This window comes from Mycolicibacterium sp. MU0050 (assembly GCF_963378085.1).
Lineage (GTDB): Bacteria > Actinomycetota > Actinomycetes > Mycobacteriales > Mycobacteriaceae > Mycobacterium > Mycobacterium wendilense.
On the sequence record NZ_OY726395.1, the window covers coordinates 1,231,871 to 1,257,250 of the forward strand.

Sequence of the window (25,380 nt, forward strand, 5' to 3'; positions counted from 1 at the left end):
ATCACCGCACCCACTCCCGTGCCCGCGCCGGCGCGCCGACTCAGCGACGATCGCAGATCCGAGCGCAAGCTCGCCTTCCTGCTGATCGCTCCGGCGGTCTTGCTGATGATCGCGGTCACCGCGTATCCCATCGGCTATGCGGTGTGGCTGAGCCTGCAGCGCTACAACCTCGCCCAACCCGACAGCACCGAGTTCGTCGGCCTGAGCAACTACGTCACGGTGCTCACCGACGGTTACTGGTGGTCCGCGTTGGCGGTCACCTCCACGGTCACGGTGATCTCGGTGGCCATCGAGTTTGTGCTCGGCCTGGCCCTGGCGCTGGTGATGCACCGGACCATCTTCGGAAAAGGCTTGGTGCGCACCGTCGTTCTGATTCCCTACGGCATTGTCACCGTGGCCGCCGCCTACAGCTGGTACTACGCCTGGACGCCGGGCACCGGCTACCTGGCCAATCTGTTGCCGGAGGGGACCGCGCTGCTGACCGAGCAGTGGCCGTCGTTGGCCGTGGTGATCCTGGCCGAGGTGTGGAAGACCACCCCGTTCATGGCGCTGCTGTTGCTGGCCGGCCTGGCGCTGGTACCCGACGACCTGCTCAAGGCCGCCCAGGTGGACGGCGCCGGTCCGTGGCGGCGGTTGACCCGGATCATCCTGCCGATGATGAAACCGGCCATCCTGGTGGCGTTGTTGTTCCGGACCTTGGATGCCTTCCGGATCTTCGACAACATCTACATCCTGACCGCCGGGGCGAACAACACCGCGTCGGTGTCGATTCTCGGTTACGACAACCTGTTCAAGGGTTTCTCCATCGGACTGGGCTCGGCCATCAGTGTGCTGGTGTTCGTCTGCGTGGCGATCATCGCGTTCGTGTTCATCAAGTTGTTCGGCGCCTCGGCGCCGGGGTCAGACAGCGAGGGGCGCTAGGTGTCCGAGCGCGTGAGTCCGAGCCGTGCCACCGGGTGGACCGTCGTCAACATCGTCGTGGTGATCTATGCACTGCTGCCGGTGTTGTGGATCCTGTCGCTGTCGCTCAAGCCGACGTCGATGGTCAAGGACGGCAACCTGATTCCGTCGCAGATCACTCTTGACAACTACCGGGCGATCTTCAGCGGCGGCGCCACCAACATCTTCAACTCGGCGCTGATCAACTCCATCGGCATCGGCCTGATCACCACCGTGATCGCCGTCGCCATCGGCGGTATGGCCGCCTACGCCATCGCCCGGCTGGATTTCCCCGGCAAGAAGCTGCTGGTCGGGATGGCGCTGCTGATCGCGATGTTCCCGCAGATCTCCTTGGTGACACCGATTTTCAACATGTGGCGCAACATCGGGCTGTTCGACACCTGGGCCGGGTTGGTCATCCCGTACATCACTTTCGCGCTGCCCCTGGCCATCTACACGCTGTCGGCCTTCTTCCGGGAGATCCCGTGGGACCTGGAAAAGGCCGCGAAGATGGACGGGGCCACCCCCGCGCAGGCCTTCCGGCGGGTGATCGCACCGCTGGCGGCGCCGGGCATCGTGACCGCGGCCATCCTGGTGTTCATCTTCGCCTGGAACGACCTGCTGCTCGCGTTGTCGCTGACCGCCACCAAGTCGGCCATCACCGCTCCGGTGGCGATCGCCAACTTCACTGGCAGCTCGCAGTTCGAGGAACCGACGGGGTCGATCGCCGCGGGCGCCATGGTGATCACCATCCCGATCGTTGTCTTTGTCTTGATCTTCCAGCGGCGCATTGTCGCCGGCTTGACCTCTGGCGCGGTGAAAGGTTAGCGATGGCCGAGATCGTTCTCTCGCATGTCACCAAGAGTTACCCCGACGGCAAGGGCGTCCGCGAGGCCGTCAAGGATCTGTCGATCACCATCGCCGACGGCGAGTTCATCATCCTCGTCGGGCCGTCCGGTTGCGGAAAGTCCACCACGCTGAACATGATTGCCGGTCTGGAGGACATCACCTCCGGCGAGCTGACCATCGGCGGCGAGCGGGTCAACGAGAAGGCCGCCAAGGACCGCGACATTGCCATGGTGTTCCAGTCCTATGCGCTGTACCCGCACATGACGGTGCGCCAGAACATCGCGTTCCCGCTGACGCTGGCCAAGCTGCCGAAGGCCGAGATCGCCAAGAAGGTGGAGGACACCGCCAAGACCCTCGACCTCACCGACTACCTCGACCGCAAACCCTCCCAGCTCTCCGGCGGCCAGCGCCAGCGGGTGGCGATGGGCCGGGCGATCGTGCGTAATCCCAAGGCCTTCTTGATGGATGAGCCGCTGTCGAACCTCGACGCCAAGCTGCGGGTGCAGATGCGCGGTGAGATCGCTCGGCTGCAGCAGCGGCTGGGGACCACCACCGTCTACGTCACCCACGACCAGACCGAGGCAATGACGCTCGGCGACCGGGTTGTGGTGATGCGCGCCGGCGTGGCCCAGCAGATCGGGTCGCCCGACGAGCTGTACACCCGGCCGGCGAACCTGTTCGTGGCCGGGTTCATCGGCTCCCCGTCGATGAACTTCCTGCCGGCCACCCTGACCTCGGTGGGCGTGGAAATGGCGTTCGGTGAGGTGACGTTGACCCAGGAGGTGCTGGACAACATCGCGGCGCACCCGACCCCGAAGAACATCATCGTCGGCATCCGTCCGGAGCATTTCGAGGACGCCGCGCTGCTGGACGGCTATCAGCGGATCCGGGCGTTGACCTTCGAGGTGACCGCCGACCTGGTGGAGTCGCTGGGTGCCGACAAGTACGTGTACTTCACCACCGAGGGCGGCAGCGCACATTCCGAGCAGCTGGCCGAACTCGCGGCCGAATCCGGCGCCGGCGCCAACGAATTCGTCGCCCGGGTGGCCACCGACTCGACCGCCAAGGCCGGGGCGTCGGTGACCCTGGCCTTCGATTCGTCGAAGATCCTGGTGTTCGACGCGGACTCCGGGATCAACCTGACGCTGCCCCCGCCGGGACGGGCGTGACGGCGATCCTCGACGAGGTCCGCGCGCACGTCCGCGCGCACTTCGCCGCCAACGGTCTCGACGCCGAACCGGGTTCGGCCAGTGTGACTTTCCTCGGTGTCGAGCGCATCGAGGTGTTGCGCTTCGGACCCGACAACGACGGTGTTTTGCATTACGTGTCGTTGGGATGCTCGCGGCACCCGATGGGGGACCCGTCGGCGGTGGCCGCGGACCCGGTGCGCGGCCCGCGCGCCGAAGTCGTTGTCAGCCTGCGTAATACGGCACCCACCCCCGGCATCGCCCGCACCGTGGCGCTGCTGGCGGCGACGCCGGCGGTGGACGGCCTGGTGCTGGTCGAGGACGCGCTGATCGACCTGGGGTCGGCGCTGTGGGCGCAGCAGCCCGGACACGCGCCGCTGTCGGCGGTCCTGTTGGGGCCGGGTGCGATCGCCGAGCTGCCGCTGCCGGAGCCCATGGACCCGGTGAGATTCCTGGCGGCGACTCCGATCTCGGCCAACGAGGCGGCCTGGGTGCGACTCAAGGGCGTTGAGGAACTGCGCGGCACCTGGGCTCAGGACGGCACCGACATCCTCGACCCCGCCCGCGTCTAGCTGTCGTGACCTGAGAGGTTGTTGACGGCGCGCCTGCTTGAAATGGGGAGGACCTCCTGACGGAGTGGATGTGTCTGGCATTCACCCGTAGGAGGTCCTCGTGTCTCACGCTAACGCCCGTACCAACCTGTTCGCACGTCGCTTGATCGTGGAGCGTGTCGCGGCCGGCTGGCCGCCCGCGCAGGTTGCTGAACAACTGGGAATTTCGCGGGCCACGGTCTACAAGTGGCTGCGCCGATACGCCGAAGGTGGTGACGCAGCCCTCGCTGACCGGTCCTCGCGTCCGCACCGGATGCCCCGGCGCACCAGCGACCGAGTCGAGAAGAAGGTGCTCGCCGCGCGGCGACGCCGCAAGCGTGGCGCAGTCATGCTGGCTGCTGAACTTGGGATGCACGCCTCGACGGTGGGACGGATCCTGGCGCGTCACCAGGTACCGCATTTGAGTGCAATCGACCCGATCACCGGTGAGCCGGTGCGCTCGTCGCGGCGCAGCCCCAACCGCTACGAGCACCGCACCCCAGGATCAATGGTCCACGTCGACGTCAAGAAGCTGGGCCGCATCCCCAAAGGCGGCGGGTGGCGCCTGCACGGCCGCGACGCCGCGGTGTCAGTGGCCAACCGGCACAAGAAGACCCGCATCGGCTACGACTACGTGCACACCGCCATCGACGACCACACCCGGCTGGCCTACAGCGAGGTACTCACCGACGAGAAAGACCTGACCTGCGCGGGATTCTTGCACCGAGCGTTGGAATGGTTCGCCAGCCACGGTGTGCGGGTGCGTCGGCTGCTGACCGACAACGCCATGGTCTACCGACACGGCACCAACTGGGGCTGGGTGTGCACGGCCTGGGGACTCAAACGCCGGTTCATCAAACCCGGCTGCCCCTGGACCAACGGCAAAGCCGAACGCTTCAACCGCACCCTGCTCAACGAATGGGCCTACGCCCGCCCCTGGACATCCAACAGCCTACGAAAACGAGGACTTGACCGATTCCTACACCGCTACAACACTCAACGAGGCCACTCCGCCCTCGGCGGACACCCACCCATCAGCCGACTCGCCGCCTGACAACAACGTGTCAGGTCACAACATCTAGCCCCTCTCTATTCCACCGCGAGCGGGCATGTCCCCGGTCGACACGCCGCGGAATTCCCGTAGTTTGCGCACGCTCGCGCCGCCGAAGCTGCCCCCGGACCGAGCCGGCGTCCGCCCCTACAACCAGTGGTTGCGCCGGAACGTCCGATACAGCAGCGCGCACACCAGCACCATCACCAGCAGCACCGTGGGATAGGCCCAGGGCTGCGCCAATTCGGGCATGTACTCGAAGTTCATCCCGTAGATGCCGGCGATCATCGTCGGCACCGCCGCCATGGCCACCCACGCCGAGATCTTGCGCATGTCGATGTTCTGCTGCACGCTCACCTTCGCCAACGCGGCGTGCACCAGCGAGGAGAGCATCTCGTCGTAGCTGGCGATCCGGTCGGCAGCCTGGGTCTGGTGGTCCAAGACGTCGCGCATGTAGCGCACCAGTTCCTTGGACATCAGGTCGCGGTGTTCGGAGTTGATCCGGCCCAGCTCGACCGACAGCGGCGCGACCGCCCGGCGCAGTTCCACCACCTCGCGTTTGAGCATGTAGATCTGCCCGACGTGGGTCTTACTGGTGGGGGAGAAGGTCTCCTCCTCGATGGCGTCGATGTCGACCTCCATCAGCGTGGTCACGTCCAGGTAGCTGTCCACCACGTGGTCGGCGATGGCGTGCATGACGGCGAACGGCCCCAACGCCAGTTGCCGGGGCCGCTCCTCCAGGGACTTGCGGACACCGGCCAGCCCGGAATGGTCGCCGTGCCGGACCGTCACCACGAAGTCCGGACCCACGAACACCATGATCTCGCCGGTCTCGACGATCTCGCGGGTCAGCAGCACGGATTCGTGCTCGACGTAGTTGACGGTCTTGAGCACCAGGAACAGGGTGTTGTCGTAGCGCTCCAATTTCGGGCGCTGATGGGCGTGCACGGCGTCTTCGACCGCCAGCGGATGGATGTCGAAGACCTCTGCGACCGAATGCATCTGCTGTTCGTCGGGTTCGTGCAGACCGACCCAGGCGTAGGCCTTCCTGCCCTCCTGTTCCAGTTCGCGGGCCCGCTCGATCGCGGTGGCGTGGGTGAACCGGTCCGGCAAGCGCTCGCCGTCGACATAGACCGCGCAGTCGACCGTCGCGGCGGAAACGCTCTGCTGCGAGCCCTGCGCGTCGGCTCCCGCGGACCGGTGCGCCCGGCGCGACGACGTCGGAACTGCTCGAAACGACGGCATGACCGGTCTTCCCTTCATCAGGGCGCGCTGCGGGGCGCGAGGCACCGGTGATGTTACGCGGCTGTTGTGCACGTCGGCCCACCTCACGATCGGGGAACGGTGTTCAGTGAGGTTGTGCGGTGAAGTAACCTGGCGCCGTGGCTGAATCGGTGAGTGCATCGCATCTGGTGATCGCGGACGAGGAAATTTTCGAAGCCCACGTGGGGGGCAAACTGTCGGTGGAGCTGAAGTCGCCACTGGATACGCAGCGGGCCCTCTCGATCGCCTATACCCCCGGGGTTGCGCAGGTCAGCCGGGCTATCGCGACCGACGCCACGTTGGCCAAGCGGTACACCTGGGCCAACCGGCTGGTGGCCGTCGTCAGCGACGGAACCGCCGTGCTCGGGCTCGGTGACATCGGTCCGGCGGCGTCGCTGCCGGTGATGGAGGGCAAGAGCGCCCTGTTCAAGACGTTCGCCGGCCTGGACTCCATCCCGATCGTGCTGGACACCAAGGACCCCGACGAGATCGTCGAAACCCTCATCCGGCTGCGCCCGACGTTCGGTGCGGTCAACCTCGAGGACATCTCGGCCCCGCGCTGCTTCGAGATCGAACGCCGCGTCGTGGAGGCCCTGGACTGCCCCGTCATGCACGACGACCAGCACGGCACGGCCATCGTCGTGCTCGCCGCGCTGCTGGGTGCGGCCAAGGTGGTCGGGCGGGAGATGAGCTCGCTGCGGGTCGTCGTGTCCGGCGCCGGAGCAGCGGGTGTGGCCTGCGCCAACATCCTGATGGCCAGCGGCGTTTCCGATGTCACGGTGCTCGACTCCAAGGGCATCGTGCACACCGAGCGTCCGGACCTCAACAGCTTCAAGGCCGAGCTCGCCGAGCGCACCAATCCGGCCAAGCGGACCGGCGGTCTGGCCGAGGCCCTCGACGGCGCCGACGTGTTCCTGGGGGTGTCGGCCGGGGTGGTGCCGGAGGACATCATCGCGACCATGGCGCCCAACAGCATCGTCTTCGCGTTGTCGAACCCGGATCCCGAGATCCACCCCGACGTCGCGCACAAGTACGCGGCCGTGGTGGCAACCGGACGCAGCGACTTCCCGAACCAGATCAACAACGTGCTCGCGTTCCCGGGCGTGTTCCGCGGCGCGCTGGATGCCGGCGCCCGGCGCATCACCGAGAAGATGAAGGTGGCCGCCGCCGAGGCCATCCACAGTGTGGTCGGCGACGAGCTGGGGCCCGAGTACGTCGTGCCCAGCCCGCTGGATCCGCGGGTGTGCCCCGCGGTCACCGAGGCGGTCATCGCGGCGGTCGATGAGGACGACGCCTAACAACCTGGCCGGCGCCGGCCGGTTCCGCCGCGCGCTGCTGTGCGGCCTGCTCGTGGTGTCGCTGCTCGCCGGTTGCAGTCACCGGGCCGACGACGGGTCGGTCGGTGTCGGTGCCAAGCCCGATCCCGAGTCGGTGCTGCTGGCCAACCTCTACGCGGCGGCGCTGCGTTATTACGGGACCCCGGCCCATGTCGTGGAGTTGGACGACCCGTTAGCCGGACTCGATTCCGGCGCGGTCACCGTGGTTCCCGGGTACACCGGCCGGCTGCTGCGGACGTTCGCGCCCGACATCCGGGCCACCGGCGACGAGCAGGTGTACAAGTCCATGGTGGGGGTGCTGCCGGAGGGGGTCAGCGCCGGCGACTACGCCACGGCCGCCGAGGACAAGCCGGCCGCCGCGATCACCGAAGCCACCGCCACGCGGTGGGACGGCCGCGATCTGGCGACGCTGGTCGAGCACTGCGCGCAGTTGCGCCCCGGCGCCTTGCGCGGGGTGGCGACGCCGCCCGCGGTGGGCACCTGCGATATGCCGCGGCCACGCGAATTCGACGACGACGCAGCGCTTTTCGCCGCGCTCCGCGACGACCGGGTGAACGTCGCCTGGACCACGACCGCCGATCCCGACGTGCCGAGCGACGCGGTGGTGCTGACCGACCGCAAGCCGACGTCGATCCGCGGGCAGAACGTCGTGCCGTTGTATCGACGCAACGAACTGACCGCGCGTCAGGTGCTGGCCATCAACGAGGTGGCCGGTGTGCTCGACACCGCGGCGCTCAAACAGATGCGTCAGCGGGTCGCCGAGGGAGCCGACCCGCGCGTGGTCGCCGACCAGTGGCTGGCGGAGAACCCGCTGGGCCGTTAGCGCCTCAGCGGACGCCGCCCACCATCTTGTCCATCACCGTGGCGAAGATGCGTTGGTAGCCGGAGCCGGTGATGCGCACGATGACGTCGAGGATCTTGGCGTCTGCGCCGACGAGCACCCGGGCCCGCTTCTTGCGCACGGCCTCGAGGATGATCGTGGCCGCGCGTTCCGGGGTGGTGCGGGCCAACTTGCGGTCGAACTGGTCGGCGAGCGCCTCGCGGTCGAGCCCCTCGGCGGTGGTCGCGTTGCGGGCGATCGCGGTCTTGATCCCGCCGGGATGCACCGTGGTGACCGCGACGTGGGGATGCTTGGTGAGCATCTCCTGGCGCAGGGCCTCGGTGAAGCCGCGAACGGCGAACTTCGCCGAGTTGTACGCCGCCTGCCCCGGGACCGAGAAGATCCCGAACAGGCTCGAGACGTTGACGACGTGCCCGTCGCCCGACTCGATGAGGTGCGGCAGGAACGCCTTGGTGCCGTTGACCACGCCCCAGTAGTCGACGTCCATGATGCGCTCCATGTCCTTGAAGGAGCTCACCTCGACGTCCCCGGAATAGGCGATGCCGGCGTTGTTGTAGATCTGGTTTACCTTGCCGAAGTGCTCCTTGACCTCGTCGGCGTAGAGCAGGAACGCCTCGCGCTCGGTGACGTCGAGGCGGTCGGCCTTGACGGGCGCGCCGATCGCCTTGAGTTCGGCCTCGGTCTTGGCCAGGCCCTCGGTGTCCACGTCACTGATGGCGAGCTTCGCCCCCGAGCGGCCCAATTCGATCGCGAGCGCCTGGCCGATGCCCGACCCCGCGCCGGTGATGACGCAGACCTTGCCGGCGAAGTCCTCCATGTGCGCACTCCTCGCTGGTTCGACTCGTATGTGTCCGGTTCACGATACCGCCGGTACCGCCTCGGGGCGGGGGCAGGTTCGCTTGGGTAACGCAACACCAGCGGCATACGATGCGTCAATCATGAAGTATTCCCGGATGGCGGCCGTCGCCTCGGTTGCAGCCTCGATCGCTCTTTCCGTAGGCGTGGCCACCGCCGTGCCCGCCCTTGCGGACCCCCAGACCGATGCCTTTGTGGATTCGCTGGCCGACGCCGGCATCACCGGCCTGGACCCGGCGACCGCCGCGGAGGTGGGCCACCAGGTCTGCCCCATGCTGGCCGAACCCGGCCAGCAGATGGCCGACGTCGCGGGCCGCGTCTCCGAGTCCCTCGGCAGGCCGTTGGGCCCCGCCACGATGTTCACCGGCCTGGCCATCACGCTGTTCTGCCCCGGCGCGGTCGCCTCGGTGGCCAACGGCGAGTCGCCCATCCCGCTCGGGCTGTTCGGCTTCTAGTCCCTTCGCACGCTTCTAGTCCCTTCGCGCGACGAGCGGCCACCCAGGTACATGCCTCATCGGCGTGTCGTGTACCTAGGTGGCCGCTCGTCGTAGAGAACGCAAGCTCAGGCGAACGCCTCGTCGATGATCTCCTGCTGTTCGACAGCGTGCACCTTCGACGAGCCCGACGACGGCGCCGACATCGCGCGCCGGGAGATCCGCTTGAGGCCCGTCAGCTTCTCCGGCAACAGCTCCGGCAAGGACAGCCCGAACGTCGGCCAGGCGCCCTGGTTGGCCGGCTCCTCCTGCACCCACAGGAACTCGCTCGCGTTCGGGTAGAGGTCCAGGGTGGCCGGCAGCCGTCGGCTCGGCAGCGGGTAGAGCTGCTCGATCCGCACGATCGCGATGTCGTCGCGGTTGTCCTTGTTCTTCCGGGCCGCCAGCTCGTAGTAGAGCTTGCCGCTGGTGAGCAGGATCCGCTTGACCTTGCTGCGGTCACCGTCGCCGTCGGTGTAGGTCGGCTCCTCCAACACCGAGCGGAACTTCGCCTCGGTGAAGTCCTTGATATCGCTGACGGCGGCCTTGTTGCGCAGCATCGACTTCGGCGTGAACACCACCAGCGGGCGGTGGATGCCGTCGTAGACGTGCCGACGCAGCAGGTGGAAATAGTTGGCCGGCGTAGACGGCATCGCCACGGTCATCGAGCCCTCCGCACACAGCTGCAGGAACCGCTCGATGCGTCCCGACGTGTGGTCGGGGCCCTGGCCCTCGTGGCCGTGCGGGAGCAGCAGCACGACCTCGGAGAGCTGGCGCCACTTGGCCTCACCGGAGCTGATGAACTCGTCGATGATGGACTGGGCGCCGTTGACGAAGTCGCCGAACTGCGCCTCCCACAGCACCAGCGCCTGCGGGTTGCCCACCGAATAGCCGTACTCGAACCCGACGGCTGCGAACTCCGACAGCGCCGAGTCGTAGACCAGGAACTTGCCGCCGGTCGGCGTGCCGTCCTCATTGGTGGCCAGCAGTTGCAGCGGGGTGAACTCCTCGCCGGTCTTGCGGTCGATGATGACCGAGTGACGCTGGGTGAACGTGCCGCGGCGGGAGTCCTGGCCGGACAGTCGGATCAACTTCCCTTCGGCGACCAGCGATCCCAGCGCCAACAGCTCACCGAAGGCCCAGTCGATCTTGCCCTCGTAGGCCATCTCGCGGCGCTTCTCCAGCACCGGCTTGACGCGCGGATGCACGGTGAAGCCGTCCGGGATCGCCAGGTGCGCGTCGCCGATCCGGGCCAGCATCGACTTGTCGACGGCGGTGACCAGACCGCGGGCCAGTTCCTGTTCGGACTCCACCGACTCGCTGGGCTCGATGGGGTGCTTCTCCAGCTCGCGCACCTCGTTGAAGACCCGTTCGAGCTGCCCCTGGTAGTCGCGCAGGGCGTCCTCGGCCTCCTTCATCGAGATGTCGCCGCGGCCGATCAGCGCTTCGGTGTAGGACTTGCGGACGCCGCGCTTGCGGTCGATCACGTCGTACATCGCCGGCTGCGTCATCGACGGGTCGTCACCCTCGTTGTGGCCCCGTCGCCGGTAGCACAGCATGTCGATGACGACGTCCTTCTTGAACTTCTGCCGGAAGTCCACCGCCAGCTTGGCGACCCAGACGCAGGCCTCCGGATCGTCGCCGTTGACGTGGAAGATCGGCGCGCCGATCATCTTCGCGACGTCGGTGCAGTACTCCGACGAGCGCGAGTTCTCGGGGGAGGTGGTGAAGCCCACCTGGTTGTTGACGATCATGTGGATGGTTCCGCCCACGCGATACCCGCGCAGCAGCGCCAGGTTCAGCGTCTCGGCCACCACGCCCTGCCCGGCGAAGGCCGCGTCGCCGTGCAGCATCAGCGGCACCACCGAGAAGCCGTCGTCGCTGTCGCCCCGGTCCAGCAGGTCCTGCTTGGCCCGCACCAGGCCCTCGAGCACCGGGTCGACGGCCTCGAGGTGGCTGGGGTTGGCGGTCAGCGACACCTCGATGTCGTTGTCGCCGAACATCTGGATGTAGGTGCCCGAGGCGCCCAGGTGGTACTTGACGTCACCGGAGCCGTGCGCCTGCGACGGATTGAGGTTGCCCTCGAACTCCGTGAAGATCTGCGCGTAGGGCTTGCCGACGATGTTGGCGAGCACGTTCAAACGACCGCGGTGTGGCATCGCGATAACCACCTCGTCGAGGCCGTGCTCGGCGCACTGGTCGATGGCCGCGTCCATCATCGGGATGATGGTCTCCGCGCCCTCCAGCGAGAACCGCTTCTGCCCAACGTATTTGGTCTGCAGGAAGGTCTCGAAGGCCTCGGCGGCGTTGAGTCGGCTCAGGATGTACTTCTGCTGCGCGACGGTCGGCTTCTCATGCTTGACCTCGACGCGTTCCTGCAGCCACTGCTGCTGCTCGGGTTCGAGGATGTGGGTGTACTCGACGCCGATGTGTCGACAGTAGGCATCGCGCAACACCGACAGGATGTCGCGCAGCTTCTTGTACTCGCTGCCGGCGAAACCGTCGACCTTGAACTCGCGGTCCAGGTCCCACAGCGTCAGCCCGTGGGTCAGCACGTCGAGGTCGGGGTGGCTGCGGAACCGCGAATTGTCCAGGCGCAGGGGATCGATGTCGGCCATCAGGTGGCCGCGGTTGCGGTAGGCCGCGATCAGTTCGATGACGCGGGCGTTCTTGTCGGTCACCGAGTCCGGGTTGTCGGTGCGCCACCGCACCGGCTCGTACGGGATCCCGAGTTCGAGGAAGATCTCGTCGTAGAAGTCGTCGTCGAGCAGCAGTTCGTGGATGGTCCGGAGGAAGTCGCCGGATTCCGCGCCCTGAATGATGCGGTGGTCGTAGGTCGAGGTCAGCGTGATCAGCTTGCCGATGCCCAGTTCGGCGATGCGTTCCTCGCTGGCACCTTGAAACTCGGCCGGGTACTCCATGGCGCCCACGCCGATGATCGCGCCCTGACCGGCCATCAGCCGCGGCACCGAGTGCACCGTGCCGATGGTGCCCGGGTTGGTCAGCGAAATCGTCACCCCGGAAAAATCGTCGGCGGTCAGCTTGCCGTCGCGGGCGCGGCGGACGATGTCCTCGTAGGCGGCGATGAACTGACCGAAGCCCATGGTTTCGCAGCCCTTGATCGCCGCGACCACCAGCGAGCGCTTGCCGTCCTTGCCCTGCAGGTCGATCGCCAGGCCGAGGTTGGTGTGCGTCGGCGTCACCGCGTGCGGCTTGCCGTCGATCTCGGCGAAGTGCCGGTTCATGTTCGGGAACTTCTTGACCGCCTGAACCAAGGCGTAACCCAGCAGGTGGGTGAAGCTGATCTTGCCGCCGCGGGTCCGCTTGAGGTGGTTGTTGGCGACGATGCGGTTGTCGATCATCACCTTGGCCGGAATGGCGCGAACGCTGGTCGCCGTCGGCACCTCCAGCGAGGTGTTCATGTTCCGGACGACGGCGGCCGCCGCTCCCCGCAACACCTGGGACTCGTCCTCGGCGGCGTCGGCGGCGGCGGCCGGGGCCGGGGCCGCCGGTTTCGCGGACTTCTTCTCGGCGCTCTTGGCCGGCGCGGCCTCCTTGGCGGGAGCCTTGTCGGGCTTCTTGGTCGGCGCGGAGCTCTGGTTGTTGGTCTGCTGCGGCTTGGCCGGCGGCGCGGGCGCGGGCTCAGGCGGGGAGGTCGGCACGGTGGAACGGGTGTTGCCGTTGCCGGTCGACGACGGCTCGGCCGCCTGGGTGCGCACCGGCTCCGGGTTGTAGTCGACGAGAAACTCGTGCCAACTGGGATCGACCGAAGAGGGATCGTCGCGGAACTTGCGATACATCTCCTCGACCAACCATTCGTTCTGGCCGAATGGTGAACTTGTGCTGCTCACAGCGGCTACTCGCCTCGATTCGTCTCGTGATCACTGGTCAGTTCTGCACTGGCAGGCACCCCGCGACGCCCGCCGGCGTGCTCGGCGATGCATACCCGGTCCGACCGGAGATGTCTCGCCGAAACAAGGCTAGCCCCTGAAACCTGGGTCGGGCCACGCAAGCAGGGCAAATCCGCGAATTGTCACAGGGTCGGGACCGGTGTGCAGCGCGGGCGCCCGCAGCGGCCCGCCGAGCGGCGCAGGGAAGGCCGCCGAGCTCAGGACGAGATGGCGCCGGGAGCCGGGCCGGAATCGACCTCGAGCGGGGGCAGCATCCGCAACGCGCCGGGCCACGTGGTGGGCGCCGGCCCGAAGGCGGCGCGGGCGTTCTCGACGATGCGCTTGCCCATCAGCCGGTTGCCCACCCCGCCGATGACGGCGCCGATGCCGACCGGCAGCGCTTTGCCGAACACCAGCGCACCGCGTTTGATCGCATACTTCTTGACGAAGTACTTCATCAGTTTGGTGTTCACCTGCGACAGCGCCGGCAGCGGCATGGTGGCCGCGCCTTCGGCCAGCCAGGCGCCGTTGGTGCGGCCCGGGCCGAGCAGCCGAGCCACGGCGTTCTTGCCGTCGTCACCGGCGAGCGCTCCCAGCACCAGGGTGCGTCGCCGTTCTTTGTCGTCCGCCGAGACGCCGTGCACCTCGGCGACCGCGAGCACGAACACCGCGGTGGTCTCGAGGAACAACGCCGTTTCCCCGGCGACCAGCGACAGCGCCAGGACGGTGCCGACGCCCGGCACCAACGCGGCGGACCCGACTGCCGCCCCGCTGCCCATGACCGCCGCCAGGTAGTGCTTCTCGAGTCGGGCGACGATCTCGGCGGGCGTGGCGTCCGGGGACTTGGCGCGAACCCGTTCGACGTAGGCGCGGATGGCGGGTGCCTGCAACCGCGAGCCCGTCTCGATGATCCGGCTCAGCACGTGGGCGGCGGCGCTGGGATCCTCGGGCTCGGTGGTGGCGGGCAGGTTCTCCGGGTTGGTCTTCTTGCGGCCGAACATGGGTTTGCCTCCTCGGGGGACTGCCTGGTCTCAGGCTAGCCGCTGAAACGTAATGTCCAACGAATGCCGACGTGGGCGCGGTGCCCGGACGTGACAACGCTCACGGTTTTGCTGAGCGGGAAGAAACACCGTCCCGGCGGGCGCTGTTGACCGTCATGGTGTCTGCTCCCACACGGCCGAGTCGCGTTCGCATGATCGTCGTCCTGGGTGCCCTGGTGGCGCTGGGCCCGTTGACCATCGACATGTATCTGCCGGCGCTGCCACGCATCGCCGAGGAGCTGGATGTCACCTCGTCGGTGGTCCAGTTGACGTTGACCGGCACGTTGGCCGGGTTGGCCCTGGGCCAGTTGATCGTGGGCCCGCTGTCGGACTCGCTGGGCCGGCGCCGGCCGCTGATCGTCGGCGTGGTCCTGCACATGCTGGCCTCCCTGCTGTGCATGTTCGCGCCGAACATCACCGCGCTGGGGGTCGCCCGCGGGCTGCAGGGGATGGGCGCGGCGGCTGCCGCGGTGGTCGCGGTCGCCGTGGTTGGTGACCTGTTCGCTGGGTCCGCGGCCGCCAAGGTGCTGTCACGGTTGATGCTGATCTTGGGGGTGGCGCCGGTGCTGGCGCCGTCGCTGGGCGCGGCGGTTTTGCTGGAGGCGTCCTGGCGGTGGATCTTCGCCGTGCTGGTCCTGATGGCCGCGGGGCTGTTGTTGATCGCGGCGTTCGCGCTGCCCGAGACGCTGCCCGTCGAGCACCGTCGGCCGCTGCACGTCCGTTCGATCGCCACCACCTACGGGCACCTGCTGGCCGACGCGCGCTTCATGGCGTTGGTGGCGGTGGCCGCCCTGGCGATGGCGGGGTTGTTCGCCTACATCGCCGGCGCGGCGTTCGTCCTGCAGGAGCACTACGGGCTGAACCAACAGGCCTTCGCGGTGGTGTTCGGCGCCGGTGCGGTGGCGTTGATCGCGGCCACCCAGCTCAACGTGGTGTTGCTCAACCGGTTCACACCGCAGCGCATCGTGGTCTGCGCGCTGGCGGTCGCGACGCTGGCGGGCGCCGTGTTCGTCGCGGTCACCGTCACCCGGTTCGGCGGCGTGGTGGGATTCCTGGTGCCGGCCTGGACGGTGCTGGCCGCGATGGGCTTCGTGATGCCGAACGCGCCGGCGTTGGCGTTGTCGAGGCATCCGGAGGCGGCCGGGACCGCCGCGGCCTTGTTGGGGTCGGCGCAGTTCGGACTCGGCGCGGTGGTGGCGCCGGTGGTGGGGCTGCTGGGCAACGACGAACGCGCGCTGGCGCTGGTGATGACGGTCAGCGCGGGTCTGGCGTTGATCCTGATGGCAGTGGTCCGCCCGCAGCACCAGCTCGTCGCCACGCCTGCCGAGGTCGAAGCGGTGCCGGAACCTGCGTGAGCGGTGCCGGCGGGTTGTGGTGCGGTAGCCGACTACGTATCGTCGCCCGGATCGTCGCGGACCGATCCGCACCCGGGGGTCCGCGACAAGTGACTACCATGCGTGAAGCCGGGACCACCCCCACGATGTTCCCCGACGGCGTTGGAACCTGCCGGCCATCCGGTCGGCGCGGTGGCCCGGCGACGCGCGGACAACGGAACGTGAGGTGAACGTCTGTGACGCCTCAGCTGAAGACGGTCGTCGACACGGTGCGCAGCCCGTGGCACGCCCTGTGGGCGATGATGATCGGCTTCTTCATGATCCTCGTCGACTCGACGATCGTGGCCGTCGCCAATCCGAGCATCATGGAGCAGCTGCAGACCGACTACGACGGGGTCATCTGGGTCACCAGCGCCTACCTGTTGGCCTACGCCGTGCCCCTGTTGGTGACGGGCCGGCTGGGCGATCAGTTCGGGCCGAAGAACCTCTACCTGGCGGGCCTGGCCGTCTTCACCGCCGCGTCCCTGTGGTGCGGGCTGTCGGGGTCGATCGAGATGCTGATCGCGGCGCGCGTGGTGCAGGGAATCGGCGCGGCGCTGCTGACGCCGCAGACGTTGACGACGATCACCCGGATCTTCCCGTCCGATCACCGGGGCACGGCGATGGGCGTCTGGGGCGCGACGGCGGGACTGGCCACCCTGGCGGGCCCGCTGGTCGGCGGGGTGCTGCTGGATCATCTGGGCTGGGAGTGGATCTTCTTCGTCAACGTGCCGATCGGCATCGCCGGTCTGGCGCTGGCGGTCTGGCTGGTTCCGGCGCTGCCGACGCACCGGACCCGCTTCGACTGGGTGGGCGTCGCTCTGTCGGGCGCCGGGATGTTCCTGGTGGTGTTCGGCCTGCAGGAGGGGGAGTCACACGGTTGGTCGGGCTGGGTGTGGGCGACGATCGTCGCCGGCATCGGGTTGCTGGCGCTGTTCGTCTACTGGCAGGCCGTCAACAAGGATGATCCGCTGATCCCGCTGCAGATCTTCCGGGACCGGGACTTCAGCATGTCCAGCGTCGGCATCGCGATCATCGGGTTCGCCGTGACCGCGATGGTGGTGCCGGTGATGTTCTACCTGCAGGTGGTGTGCGGGTTGTCGCCGACGCGCGCGGCGCTGCTGATGGCGCCGACGGCCGTGGTGTCGGGCCTGTTGGCGCCGGTGGTGGGCCGCGTCGTCGACCGTGCCCACCCGACGCCGATCATCGGCTTCGGGTTCTCGGCGCTGGCGATCTCCCTGACCTGGCTGTCGGTCGAGATGACGCCGACCACGGCGAACTGGCGTCTGGTGCTGCCGTTCATCGCGATGGGGATCGGGATGGCGTGCATCTGGTCGCCGCTGGCGGCGACCGCGACCCGGAATCTGCCGCCGGAGTTGGCGGGCGCGGGGTCGGGGGTCTACAACACCACCCGCCAGGTGGGTTCGGTGCTCGGCAGCGCGGGCATCGCCGCGTTCATGACCTCGCGGATCGGCGCCGAGATGCCGCAGGGGGCCGGGGCACCCCCGACCGGTGAGGGTGCCGTTCTTTCGCTACCCGAGTTCCTCCACGCCCCGTTCTCGGCGGCCCTGAGCCAGTCGATGCTGTTGCCGGCGCTGATCGCGCTGTTCGGGGTGGTGGCCGCGATGTTCCTGCTCGGCGGGCTGCGTTCGGTGGCCGAACCTTCGCAGCGGCGCGACGGGTTCGACGACCGCACCGAGGTGCTGCCGGCGGTGGTCGACGAGGCCGCGGCCCCGGCGCGTTCCGTCCGGGAATATCAGGACGCTGCCGACCGGTACGACGGCGGTGACCGCATCGCCGACGAGTACACCCCCTACGGCCGCCGTGACGACGGGGCCGACGACTACGGCTACGACTATGACGACGCCTACGACGACGATGACGACGACTACGTCGAGTTCACCGTGGCCTCGCGGTTCGAGACCAGTTCGGCGCCAACCGTATTCGAGCGGCCGGCCGGCGACGAGGACGACGCCGTGGGGGACGACGACTTCGACACCGAACCGCTGAGCGCGCGGGTGCCGTCTTCGGCGCCGGGTTTGTTCGAGGTGTCGCACAGCGCCACGGCGCGGTCCGGGCAGTCGTTGGCGGCTCCCGAGGGGGCCGACGCCGGCGCGGAGTCCGGAAACCCCGCCGACGTGCAGCCGATCGGCTTTGCGCACAACGGGTTTCATGCCGACAGGGAGGACCGGTTCCAGCCGCTGCCGCCCGTCAGAACTACGCGCCGAGAGGCCGACGAGCCGCACGCCCCGACCTTCCAGCAGCTCGCCGAGCACATCGACAGCCTCACCAACAGCGTCGCGGATCTGTACGAGGGTCGCCCCAGCTCATGGTCGGCGTTCGAGGTGCCCGAAGACCGTCCGCCGCGGCACCGCCAGCATCAGGACAGTGTGTTCGACGCCTTCGGCGATATCGGCGAGCGTGACCACATCGGCGAGCACCCCGGCCGCCGGCCCCGGCACTATCGGGAGGATCCCGACGACGGCGAGTCCTACGGCCGGCACTACCGCCCGTAGCCGACGGCACCTTCGTTTTCACGCCCGACACGCTCTGCGAGAACAGTTGCGATCACCGAAGTTTCAGGTCTGGGGTGGCGGTCCCCGGCGAAAGCGCGAGGAATGCGCCGAGATCGATCAGGCCCTGCGGCGTGGCCGGCAGGTAGTCGGTCAGCGACGGCGAGCGCACCACGACCGCCAGGTACTGTGCCCGGCTGATCGCCACGTTGAGCCGATTTCGGTTGAGCAGAAAGGAGATTCCGCGCGGTACGTCGGCGATGGCCGAGGCCGTCATGGAGGCGAACACCACCGGCGCCTGCCGGCCCTGCAGCTTGTCCACCGTGCCCACCAGGACCGCGCCCAGGCCGGCGGCCTCCAGGTGCGCGCGCAGGGTGAGGACCTGCGCGTTGTACGGGGCGACCACCAGGACGTCGGTGGCGGCCAGGGGGCGGCTGCCGTGTTCGGACGTCCACGTCGCGCCGAGGAGGTCACCGATGGCCGCGGTGATCGCGGCGGCCTCCTCGGCGCTGGCGGTGGCGTTGTCGTGGTGGTCGACCAGCAGCGTGTGCACCCCCGGCGGGTGTCCGTCGAGGCGGCGTACGGCTGTCTTGGGATGCGGTAGCAGGCGGTTTTCGTAGGACAGCGCCGACACCACCGCGCAGACCTCGGGGTGCATCCGGTGCGTACATTCCAGGAAGTAGCCGCGTTCTGCGGGCAGCACGTCGTGTCCGTCGGTCAGCCAGCCCAGCGCCGAGTGGTCGACGGGTTCGGGATGGTTGCCGGTTGAGACCTGTCCGAGTTGTTGCGGGTCGCCGAGCAGCAGCATGTTACGCGCGGCGCGCGCCACCGCGATGGTGTTGCCCAGCGAGAACTGGCCGGCCTCGTCGATCGCGAGCAGGTCCAGCGCCTCGGTGGCGATCCGGTTGTCGTTGGCGAAATCCCATGCGGTGCCGCCGATCACGGCGCCCTGCGTGGTGTCGAGGAAGGTCGCGTACTGGTCGTCGCCGATGGTGCTGAACCGTCCGGCGGTGCCGTCCGGGCTGGGTTTCTTCGCCACCATCGCGGCGTCGACCCCGGCGCCGACGATCTCGTCGAGCAGGTGGGCGACCACCGAATGCGACTGCGCGACCACGCCCACTTTCCAGCGGTGTTCGTTGACCAGCGCGGCGATGACCCGGGCCGCGGTGTAGGTCTTGCCGGTGCCGGGTGGGCCGTGGACGGCCAGGTAGGAGCGGTCGAGGTCCAGCGCGGCGGCGGTGATGGAGGCGACGTCGTCATCGAGCCGGGGAAGTCCTGCGCCGCTGCGGGTGGTCGGCGGCCGGCGACACAAGATGTCGACGACGGCGGTGCGGGGGAGTCGTGGCGGGTCCTGGCGCAGCGTGGCGGCGGCCGCGTCGGCGGCCGCGGCGATGGACGCCTCGATCCGGTCGGTGCGGATGGGTTTGGCCGGGGTCAACGCGATCGGCAGGTGGTCGAACGGCCCGGCCTCCGGTTGCAGTTCGCGGATCACGACCCCGATCGGAACGCCGTCGACCGAGTCCAGTTCGATGACCTCCGCCGCGCCGGCGGCGCGGCGGTCGGGGTGCTCGTCGTCGAGGCCCGGCGGGGCCGGCTGGTCGTAGATGGCCTGCGGCCGGTGGTCGAGCGCGCCGCCCTGCAATACCCCGGTGAGGCGCACGTGCCGACGCGGTTTGCGGGCCCGCGGCGGCAGATGCCAGTCCTCGACCACCTCGGCGTCGTCGACCAGAAACACCCCCGAGGTGTCGCCCCACTCGTCGACGGGATGGCTCAGGCGCTGAAAGTGGGCCCACCAGTAGGGCTTTCGTTCACGCGGGTAGTAGCCGCGGGCCGACTCGAGCAGGGCCGCCGCGGTCTGCTCAGCCGTGCGCGGGGCGCTGAAGCCGTCGCCGGCGAAGTCCGACAGCGTCTGGGCGGTCTGGTCCAGCGGCCCCACCGTTTCACCGGCGACGGCGGGTCGGGTCAGGTGGGTGACGCCGGCTTCGAAGGCGCGCAGCAGCAGCCAGTCGCGCAGCCGTCGGGTGGAGCGGCAGTCGTAGAGGTTGTAGTCGGTGATCTCCTTGAGGACGGCGTCGGCCTCCTCGTGGCGGCCCGCGTCGCGCAGGGCGCGGTAGTGGGCGTACTCGGTGATCGAGGCCGTGGCGTTGGTGACCTCGCCGGTGCGCAGTTCCGCCCCCATGTACAGCGGCTCCAGGGCTTTCAGCGAATACGACGGCGTGCCCACGCACAGGCCGTTGCGCACAATCGGATACAGGTCCACCAGCACTTCGGCGCGCAACAGATCGTCGACCTCGTCCTCACCGACGCCGTAGCGGGCCGCCAAGTGCAGCAACGTCGTTCGCTCGTAGGCCGCGTAGTGGTAGATGTGCATGTCGGGGTGGCGCTTGCGGCGCTTGCGCACCATGGCCAGAAAGTCCAGGAAGGCCTTGCGTTCGGAGGCGCGGTCGTGCGCCCACAACGGGGTGAACCGGTCGCGCTCGTCCAGGACGCCCCACATGTACTCCAGCCCCCAGGTCTGGCCGTCCTCGGTCCACAGCGGGTCGCCTTCGAAGTCGAAGAACAGGTCGCCGGGGCTTTTGGCGGGCAGCGCGCCCAGGGCCGCGGCGTCGGCGACCTCGAACGGCGGCACGTCGGTGCTGCGCCCCTGGACCTGCAGTCGGGCCTGGCGGCGCAGGGCCGTCATGGTCGACGCCGCGATGCCGTCGACGGGGCCGGCCGATTCGGCCAGCGCCGTCACGCTGTCGATGCCGGCCTCCAGCAGCGTGGCCCGCTGCGTCATCCGCATGCCCGCGACCAGCAGCACGTCGTCGTCCTCGACCAGGTGCGGTGCGCACACCTCGCAGCGCATGCAGGCCGCCACGGTCTGATCGCGCCACTGTGCCGGTGCGCCGGAGTGCAGATGGGTGTCCAGCAGTTCCTGCAGCCGCGCGCGCTGCCTGCGATAGACCGGAATCAGGTCGGCCAGCGGATACTCGACCACCCGGCCGTCGCCCAACACCAACTCCGCGGCGGGGGCCACGTCGACCCCGGCGTGGCGCAGCGCATCGGCGTAACCGGCGATCTGCAGCAGTGCCGCCACCTTGGCGTGCCGGGCCAGCTTGGTGTCGACCACCCGGTAGGGCGCCGCCGGGTCGTCACCGGTGCGGATCAGGAAGTCCGCGAAACCCGCGAAGCGGTCGTCGAGCACCGCCGCCTGGTAGATCACCGCGGGGCGCGCGGCCAACGCGGCCGCGGTGGCCTCGGCGGCGCGCCGCAGCGCCGGCACCGAGTAGGCGGCGGTGGGGATCTTGACCACGCCGGCCGGCCCGGTGCCGTACCGGTCGATGAGCTGCTCGAGGGTGCGCTGTTCGTGCTCGGTGCCGAGTTCGGCGGTCCGGCGCAGCATTTCGTCGTCGGTGGCCGAGGCCTGGTCGTCGGCATCGACGCGGCGCAACTTGACGTCGAAGCTGCGCAGCAGCGCGTATTCACACCCGGCCGCGGCGGCGAGGTCGGAGGCGCTGTAGATGACCACCGGTTCGCCGGGGTCGTCGGCGACGAACACAGCGCCCACTGTAGGGGAGCGCGCCGACATCGTCGGGCGGGTCGGTCAGCCGGCGGGGGCGTTGCCGATCAGTTCGACGCCGCTGCCGTTCCACCGGAACTTCACCACGCTGGACAGGCCCTCGATGCCGGTGTCGTGCTCGAGTGCAACGGTGTCGCCGGTGCTCTGCGACGTGTCGAGGCCGCTGAACCCGAAGGTGTCGGGCACCCCGGTGGGGATGTAGCGACCGAGGTGGAACAGCAGCGCGCGGGTGCTCGGATTCTCGGCGTTGGTGTTGGCCTCGACGATCACCGCCGACAATGGCGCGCACTCGTTGTAGTTGCCCGCGATCGGCTCGGTGCTCCAGGGCTGCTTGCTGCGCGGGTCGCGGGGCAACTCCGAGACCGCCTGGGCGATGGCCGGTGCGGCCAGGTTGACCGCGCACGGGTCGGCCGGGCCGCTCGGCGTCGTGGTCGGCACGACGACGGTGCTCGGTGCCGGGGTGCTGTTCGGCTGCGCGGCGGGCGGCGGCGCCGGGGTCTTGGCGACCGTGGAGTCGCCGGAACCGCAGGCGGTCAGCGCGGCGATCGCGACAGCGGCGACCGCAGGAGCCAGGGTTGCTCGGCGCGCTGCGGACACACGGGCAGGGTACCGGCTCGGCAATCACCGACCTGGCAGGCGGCACCTCCGCGGCGCATTAGACTCCATGGCGATGACCACCGAAGACCCGGATCAGTCCGGTCCCGCCGTTTTGACGTTCGCCGACCTGCAAATTCACCCCGCCGTGCTGCAGGCGGTGTCGGACGTCGGCTACGAATCGCCCTCGGCGATCCAGGCGGCGACCATCCCGGCGCTGCTGGAGGGCTCCGACGTGGTGGGCCTGGCGCAGACCGGGACCGGCAAGACCGCCGCCTTCGCCATCCCGATCCTGTCCAAGATCGACGTCACCAACAAGGCCACCCAGGCCCTGGTGCTGGCACCCACCCGCGAGCTGGCCCTGCAGGTCGCCGAGGCGTTCAGCCGGTACGGGGCGGGCCTGCCGCAGGTGCAGGTGCTGGCGATCTACGGCGGTTCGTCCTACGCCGTGCAGCTGTCCGGCCTGCGTCGCGGCGCGCAGGTGGTGGTCGGCACCCCCGGCCGGGTCATCGACCACCTCGAGCGCGGCACCCTGGATCTGTCGCACCTGGATTACCTGGTGCTCGACGAGGCCGACGAGATGCTGCAGATGGGCTTCGCCGAGGACGTCGAGCGGATCCTGTCCGACACCCCGGAGTACAAGCAGGTCGCGCTGTTCTCGGCGACCATGCCCGCGGCCATCCGCAAGATCACCAGCAAGTACCTCCACGATCCCGTCGAGGTCTCCGTCAAGTCGAAGACCGCGACGGCGGAGAACATCACGCAGCGCTACCTGCAGGTGGCCGGATACCGCAAGATGGACGCCCTGACCAGGATCCTCGAGGTCGAGTCGTTCGAGGCGATGATCGTGTTCGTGCGGACCAAGCAGGCCACCGAGGAGGTCGCCGAGAAGCTGCGGGCCCGCGGGTTCTCCGCGGCCGCCATCAACGGCGACATCGCGCAGAACCAGCGCGAGCGCACCATCTCGGCGTTGAAGGACGGCAGCCTGGACATCCTGGTGGCCACCGACGTCGCCGCGCGCGGTCTGGACGTCGAGCGGATCTCGCACGTGCTCAACTACGACATCCCGCACGACACCGAGTCCTATGTTCACCGCATCGGCCGGACGGGCCGCGCCGGAAGGTCGGGAACGGCAATACTTTTCGTCTCGCCGCGCGAGCGCCACATGCTCAAGGCCATCGAGAAGGCGACCCGCTCGCAGCTGGAGGAGATCCAGCTACCGACGGTCGACGACGTCAACGCCCAGCGCGTGGCCAAGTTCCGGGACTCGATCAGCGATGCGCTCGGGGCCCCCGGCTTCGAGCTGTTCCGCAGGCTGATCGAGGACTTCGAACGCGAGAACGACGTGCCGATGGCCGACATCGCGGCGGCATTGGCGCTGCAGACCCGCAACGGTGAAGAGTTCCTGATGTCCGAGCCGCCGCCGGAGAAGCGCCGGGAGCGACCGGACCGGCCGGCGCGCGCGGACCGGCCGCTGCGGCGGCCCTCCGGCGCATTCGCGACGTACCGCATCGACGTCGGCAAGCGCCACAAGGTGATGCCCGGCGCCATCGTCGGGGCCATCGCCAACGAGGGCGGTCTGCACCGCAGCGACTTCGGGCACATCTCGATCATGCAGGACTTCTCGCTGGTGGAGTTGCCACCGGAGTTGCCGGCCGAGGCGCTCAAAAAGCTGGCGAAGACCCGCATCCAGGGTGTCCCGATCAACCTGCAGCCCGACCGCGGTCCCGGCGCCCGTGACGGTGGCGGTAAGAAGCCGTACCGCGGCGGCGACAAGAAGCCCTACAAGGGGCAGGGCGGCAAGAAACCGCACAAGCACCGCAAGCCCGAATGACGCTGTCGCAGGACCGCGACGTGCAGGGCGGGCTGGAGCAGGTCTCCACCGTCGACCGCGTCGCTTCGCTGACCGGTGTGCGCGCCGTCGCCGCGCTGCTCGTGGTGCTGACGCACGCCGCCTACACCACCGGCATGTATCCGCAGGGCTATCTGGGCCTGGTGTACTCCCGGATGGAGATCGGCGTGCCGATCTTCTTCGCGTTGTCGGGCTTCTTGCTGTTCCGGCCGTGGGTGCGGGCGGTGGCCGCGAACCGGCCGGCGCCCTCGGTGCGCCGCTACGCCTGGCACCGGGTGCGGCGCATCATGCCGGCCTACGTGGTCACGGTGCTGTTGGCCTACCTCGTCTACCACTTCCGCACCGCCGGACCCAACCCGGGACACACCTGGGAGGGGCTGTTCCGTAACCTCACGCTGACCCAGCTCTACACCGACAACTACGTGTATTCCTATCTGCACCAAGGCCTTACGCAGATGTGGAGCCTGGCGGTCGAGGTGTCCTTCTACGCGGTGCTGCCGGCGCTGGCCTATCTGCTGCTGGTGGTGTTGTGCCGGCGGCGGTGGCGCCCGTGGCTACTGCTGGCCGCGCTGGCGGCGCTCGGGCTGATCACGCCGCTGTGGCTGGCGTTCGTGCACGACTCGCACTGGCTGCCCGACGGCGCCCCGCTGTGGCTGCCGACGTATCTGCTGTGGTTCCTCGGCGGCATGGCCCTGGCGGTGCTGCAGTCCATGGGGGTGCGGTGTTACGGCTTCGTCGCGGTACCGCTGGCGTTGATCTGCTACTTCATTGCCTCCACCCCGATCGCGGGGGAGCCCACGACCTCGCCCAAGGAGTTGTCCGAGGCGATCGTCAAGGCGGTGTTCTACGCGGTGATCGCGGCGCTGGTGCTGGCGCCGCCGGCGCTGGGGGATCAACGCGGTTGGTACAACCGCTTCCTGGCGAGCCGGCCCATGGTGTGGCTGGGCGAGATCTCCTACGAGATCTTCTTGGTGCATCTGGTGCTGATGGAGATCGCGATGGTCGAGATCCTGCAGAAGCCGGTCTACACCGGGTCGATGGCGGGCCTGTTCGTCGCGACCATGGCGCTCACCATTCCGGTGGCCTGGTTGCTGCACCGCTTCACCCGGGTGCGCTGACGGCCCCACCTGCGGGTATGTAAAGATAGGTTACCCTCGCCTAAGTAGATGGG

18 protein-coding genes are annotated in these 25,380 nt (G+C 68.6%); 12 read left to right on the plus strand and 6 right to left on the minus strand.

Going from position 1 to position 25,380, the window contains the following annotated elements; all coding sequences use genetic code 11:
- From R2K23_RS05980 to R2K23_RS06000, 5 genes are all read left to right on the plus strand, one after another.
- Entirely contained in the window at positions 1-921 is a 921-nt protein-coding gene (locus R2K23_RS05980; protein WP_316517085.1) for a carbohydrate ABC transporter permease, read from the plus strand.
- Complete coding sequence (locus R2K23_RS05985) at positions 922-1,767, plus strand: carbohydrate ABC transporter permease (protein ID WP_316515155.1); 846 nt, start codon at positions 922-924, stop codon at positions 1,765-1,767.
- A gap of 2 nt (positions 1,768-1,769) precedes the next feature.
- Positions 1,770-2,957 carry an ABC transporter ATP-binding protein gene (locus tag R2K23_RS05990; RefSeq protein ID WP_316515157.1) on the plus strand — a complete coding sequence of 396 codons (1,188 nt, stop codon included), beginning with the start codon at positions 1,770-1,772 and terminating at the stop codon, positions 2,955-2,957.
- A complete protein-coding gene (locus tag R2K23_RS05995; protein ID WP_316515159.1) occupies positions 2,954-3,547 on the plus strand; it encodes a suppressor of fused domain protein in 594 nt (197 codons plus the stop codon). The genes R2K23_RS05990 and R2K23_RS05995 overlap by 4 nt, the downstream gene beginning before the upstream one ends.
- Before the next feature lie 100 nt (positions 3,548-3,647).
- On the plus strand, positions 3,648-4,619 hold the full coding sequence (locus R2K23_RS06000) for an IS481 family transposase (protein WP_316513656.1): 972 nt from the start codon (positions 3,648-3,650) through the stop codon (positions 4,617-4,619).
- Between the two features lie 144 nt (positions 4,620-4,763).
- Here R2K23_RS06000 and R2K23_RS06005 read toward each other — a convergent pair whose 3' ends face one another.
- Positions 4,764-5,861 (minus strand): magnesium and cobalt transport protein CorA, encoded by a 1,098-nt coding sequence (locus R2K23_RS06005; protein WP_316515161.1) that lies wholly within the window; start codon positions 5,859-5,861, stop codon positions 4,764-4,766.
- A gap of 164 nt (positions 5,862-6,025) precedes the next feature.
- Here R2K23_RS06005 and R2K23_RS06010 point away from each other — a divergent pair, with 164 nt between their 5' ends.
- Positions 6,026-7,177, plus strand: a complete 1,152-nt coding sequence (locus R2K23_RS06010; protein WP_396893538.1) for an NAD(P)-dependent malic enzyme — start codon at positions 6,026-6,028, stop codon at positions 7,175-7,177.
- On the plus strand, positions 7,161-8,039 hold the full coding sequence (locus R2K23_RS06015; protein WP_316515164.1) for a glycine betaine ABC transporter substrate-binding protein: 879 nt from the start codon (positions 7,161-7,163) through the stop codon (positions 8,037-8,039). Before R2K23_RS06010 ends, R2K23_RS06015 begins: the two co-directional genes overlap by 17 nt.
- Positions 8,040-8,043: 4 nt before the next feature.
- On the opposite strand, the gene R2K23_RS06020 is transcribed toward R2K23_RS06015, so the two are convergent.
- Positions 8,044-8,874, minus strand: a complete 831-nt coding sequence (locus R2K23_RS06020; protein ID WP_316515166.1) for an SDR family NAD(P)-dependent oxidoreductase — start codon at positions 8,872-8,874, stop codon at positions 8,044-8,046.
- 121 nt (positions 8,875-8,995) lie between these two features.
- On the opposite strand from R2K23_RS06020, the gene R2K23_RS06025 reads away from it, so the two are divergent.
- Positions 8,996-9,367 carry a DUF732 domain-containing protein gene (locus tag R2K23_RS06025; RefSeq protein ID WP_316515168.1) on the plus strand — a complete coding sequence of 124 codons (372 nt, stop codon included), beginning with the start codon at positions 8,996-8,998 and terminating at the stop codon, positions 9,365-9,367.
- 107 nt (positions 9,368-9,474) lie between these two features.
- On the opposite strand, the gene R2K23_RS06030 is transcribed toward R2K23_RS06025, so the two are convergent.
- Together R2K23_RS06030 and R2K23_RS06035 are read right to left on the minus strand one after the other, a co-directional pair.
- Complete coding sequence (locus tag R2K23_RS06030) at positions 9,475-13,236, minus strand: multifunctional oxoglutarate decarboxylase/oxoglutarate dehydrogenase thiamine pyrophosphate-binding subunit/dihydrolipoyllysine-residue succinyltransferase subunit (RefSeq protein ID WP_316515171.1); 3,762 nt, start codon at positions 13,234-13,236, stop codon at positions 9,475-9,477.
- 257 nt (positions 13,237-13,493) lie between these two features.
- Complete coding sequence (locus R2K23_RS06035; protein WP_316515173.1) at positions 13,494-14,276, minus strand: hypothetical protein; 783 nt, start codon at positions 14,274-14,276, stop codon at positions 13,494-13,496.
- Positions 14,277-14,467: 191 nt separating this feature from the next.
- Between R2K23_RS06035 and R2K23_RS06040 the strand changes: the two genes are divergently transcribed.
- Complete coding sequence (locus tag R2K23_RS06040; protein WP_396893130.1) at positions 14,468-15,670, plus strand: multidrug effflux MFS transporter; 1,203 nt, start codon at positions 14,468-14,470, stop codon at positions 15,668-15,670.
- Between the two features lie 278 nt (positions 15,671-15,948).
- Positions 15,949-18,204: an MFS transporter gene (locus tag R2K23_RS06045; RefSeq protein ID WP_316517087.1), complete on the plus strand. Its 2,256-nt coding sequence runs from the start codon at positions 15,949-15,951 to the stop codon at positions 18,202-18,204.
- Between the two features lie 52 nt (positions 18,205-18,256).
- Here the strand turns inward: R2K23_RS06045 and R2K23_RS06050 are convergent, their stop codons facing one another.
- The gene (locus tag R2K23_RS06050; RefSeq protein WP_316515177.1) at positions 18,257-21,742 is read right to left on the minus strand and encodes a TM0106 family RecB-like putative nuclease; all 3,486 of its coding nucleotides are present in this window, start codon (positions 21,740-21,742) and stop codon (positions 18,257-18,259) included.
- Positions 21,743-21,787: 45 nt separating this feature from the next.
- Positions 21,788-22,360, minus strand: a complete 573-nt coding sequence (locus R2K23_RS06055) for an LppP/LprE family lipoprotein (RefSeq protein WP_316515179.1) — start codon at positions 22,358-22,360, stop codon at positions 21,788-21,790.
- Between the two features lie 73 nt (positions 22,361-22,433).
- Between R2K23_RS06055 and R2K23_RS06060 the strand changes: the two genes are divergently transcribed.
- Positions 22,434-24,191, plus strand: a complete 1,758-nt coding sequence (locus R2K23_RS06060) for a DEAD/DEAH box helicase (protein WP_316515181.1) — start codon at positions 22,434-22,436, stop codon at positions 24,189-24,191.
- On the plus strand, positions 24,188-25,327 hold the full coding sequence (locus tag R2K23_RS06065; RefSeq protein ID WP_316515183.1) for an acyltransferase family protein: 1,140 nt from the start codon (positions 24,188-24,190) through the stop codon (positions 25,325-25,327). The genes R2K23_RS06060 and R2K23_RS06065 overlap by 4 nt, the downstream gene beginning before the upstream one ends.
- Positions 25,328-25,380 lie beyond the last annotated feature (53 nt).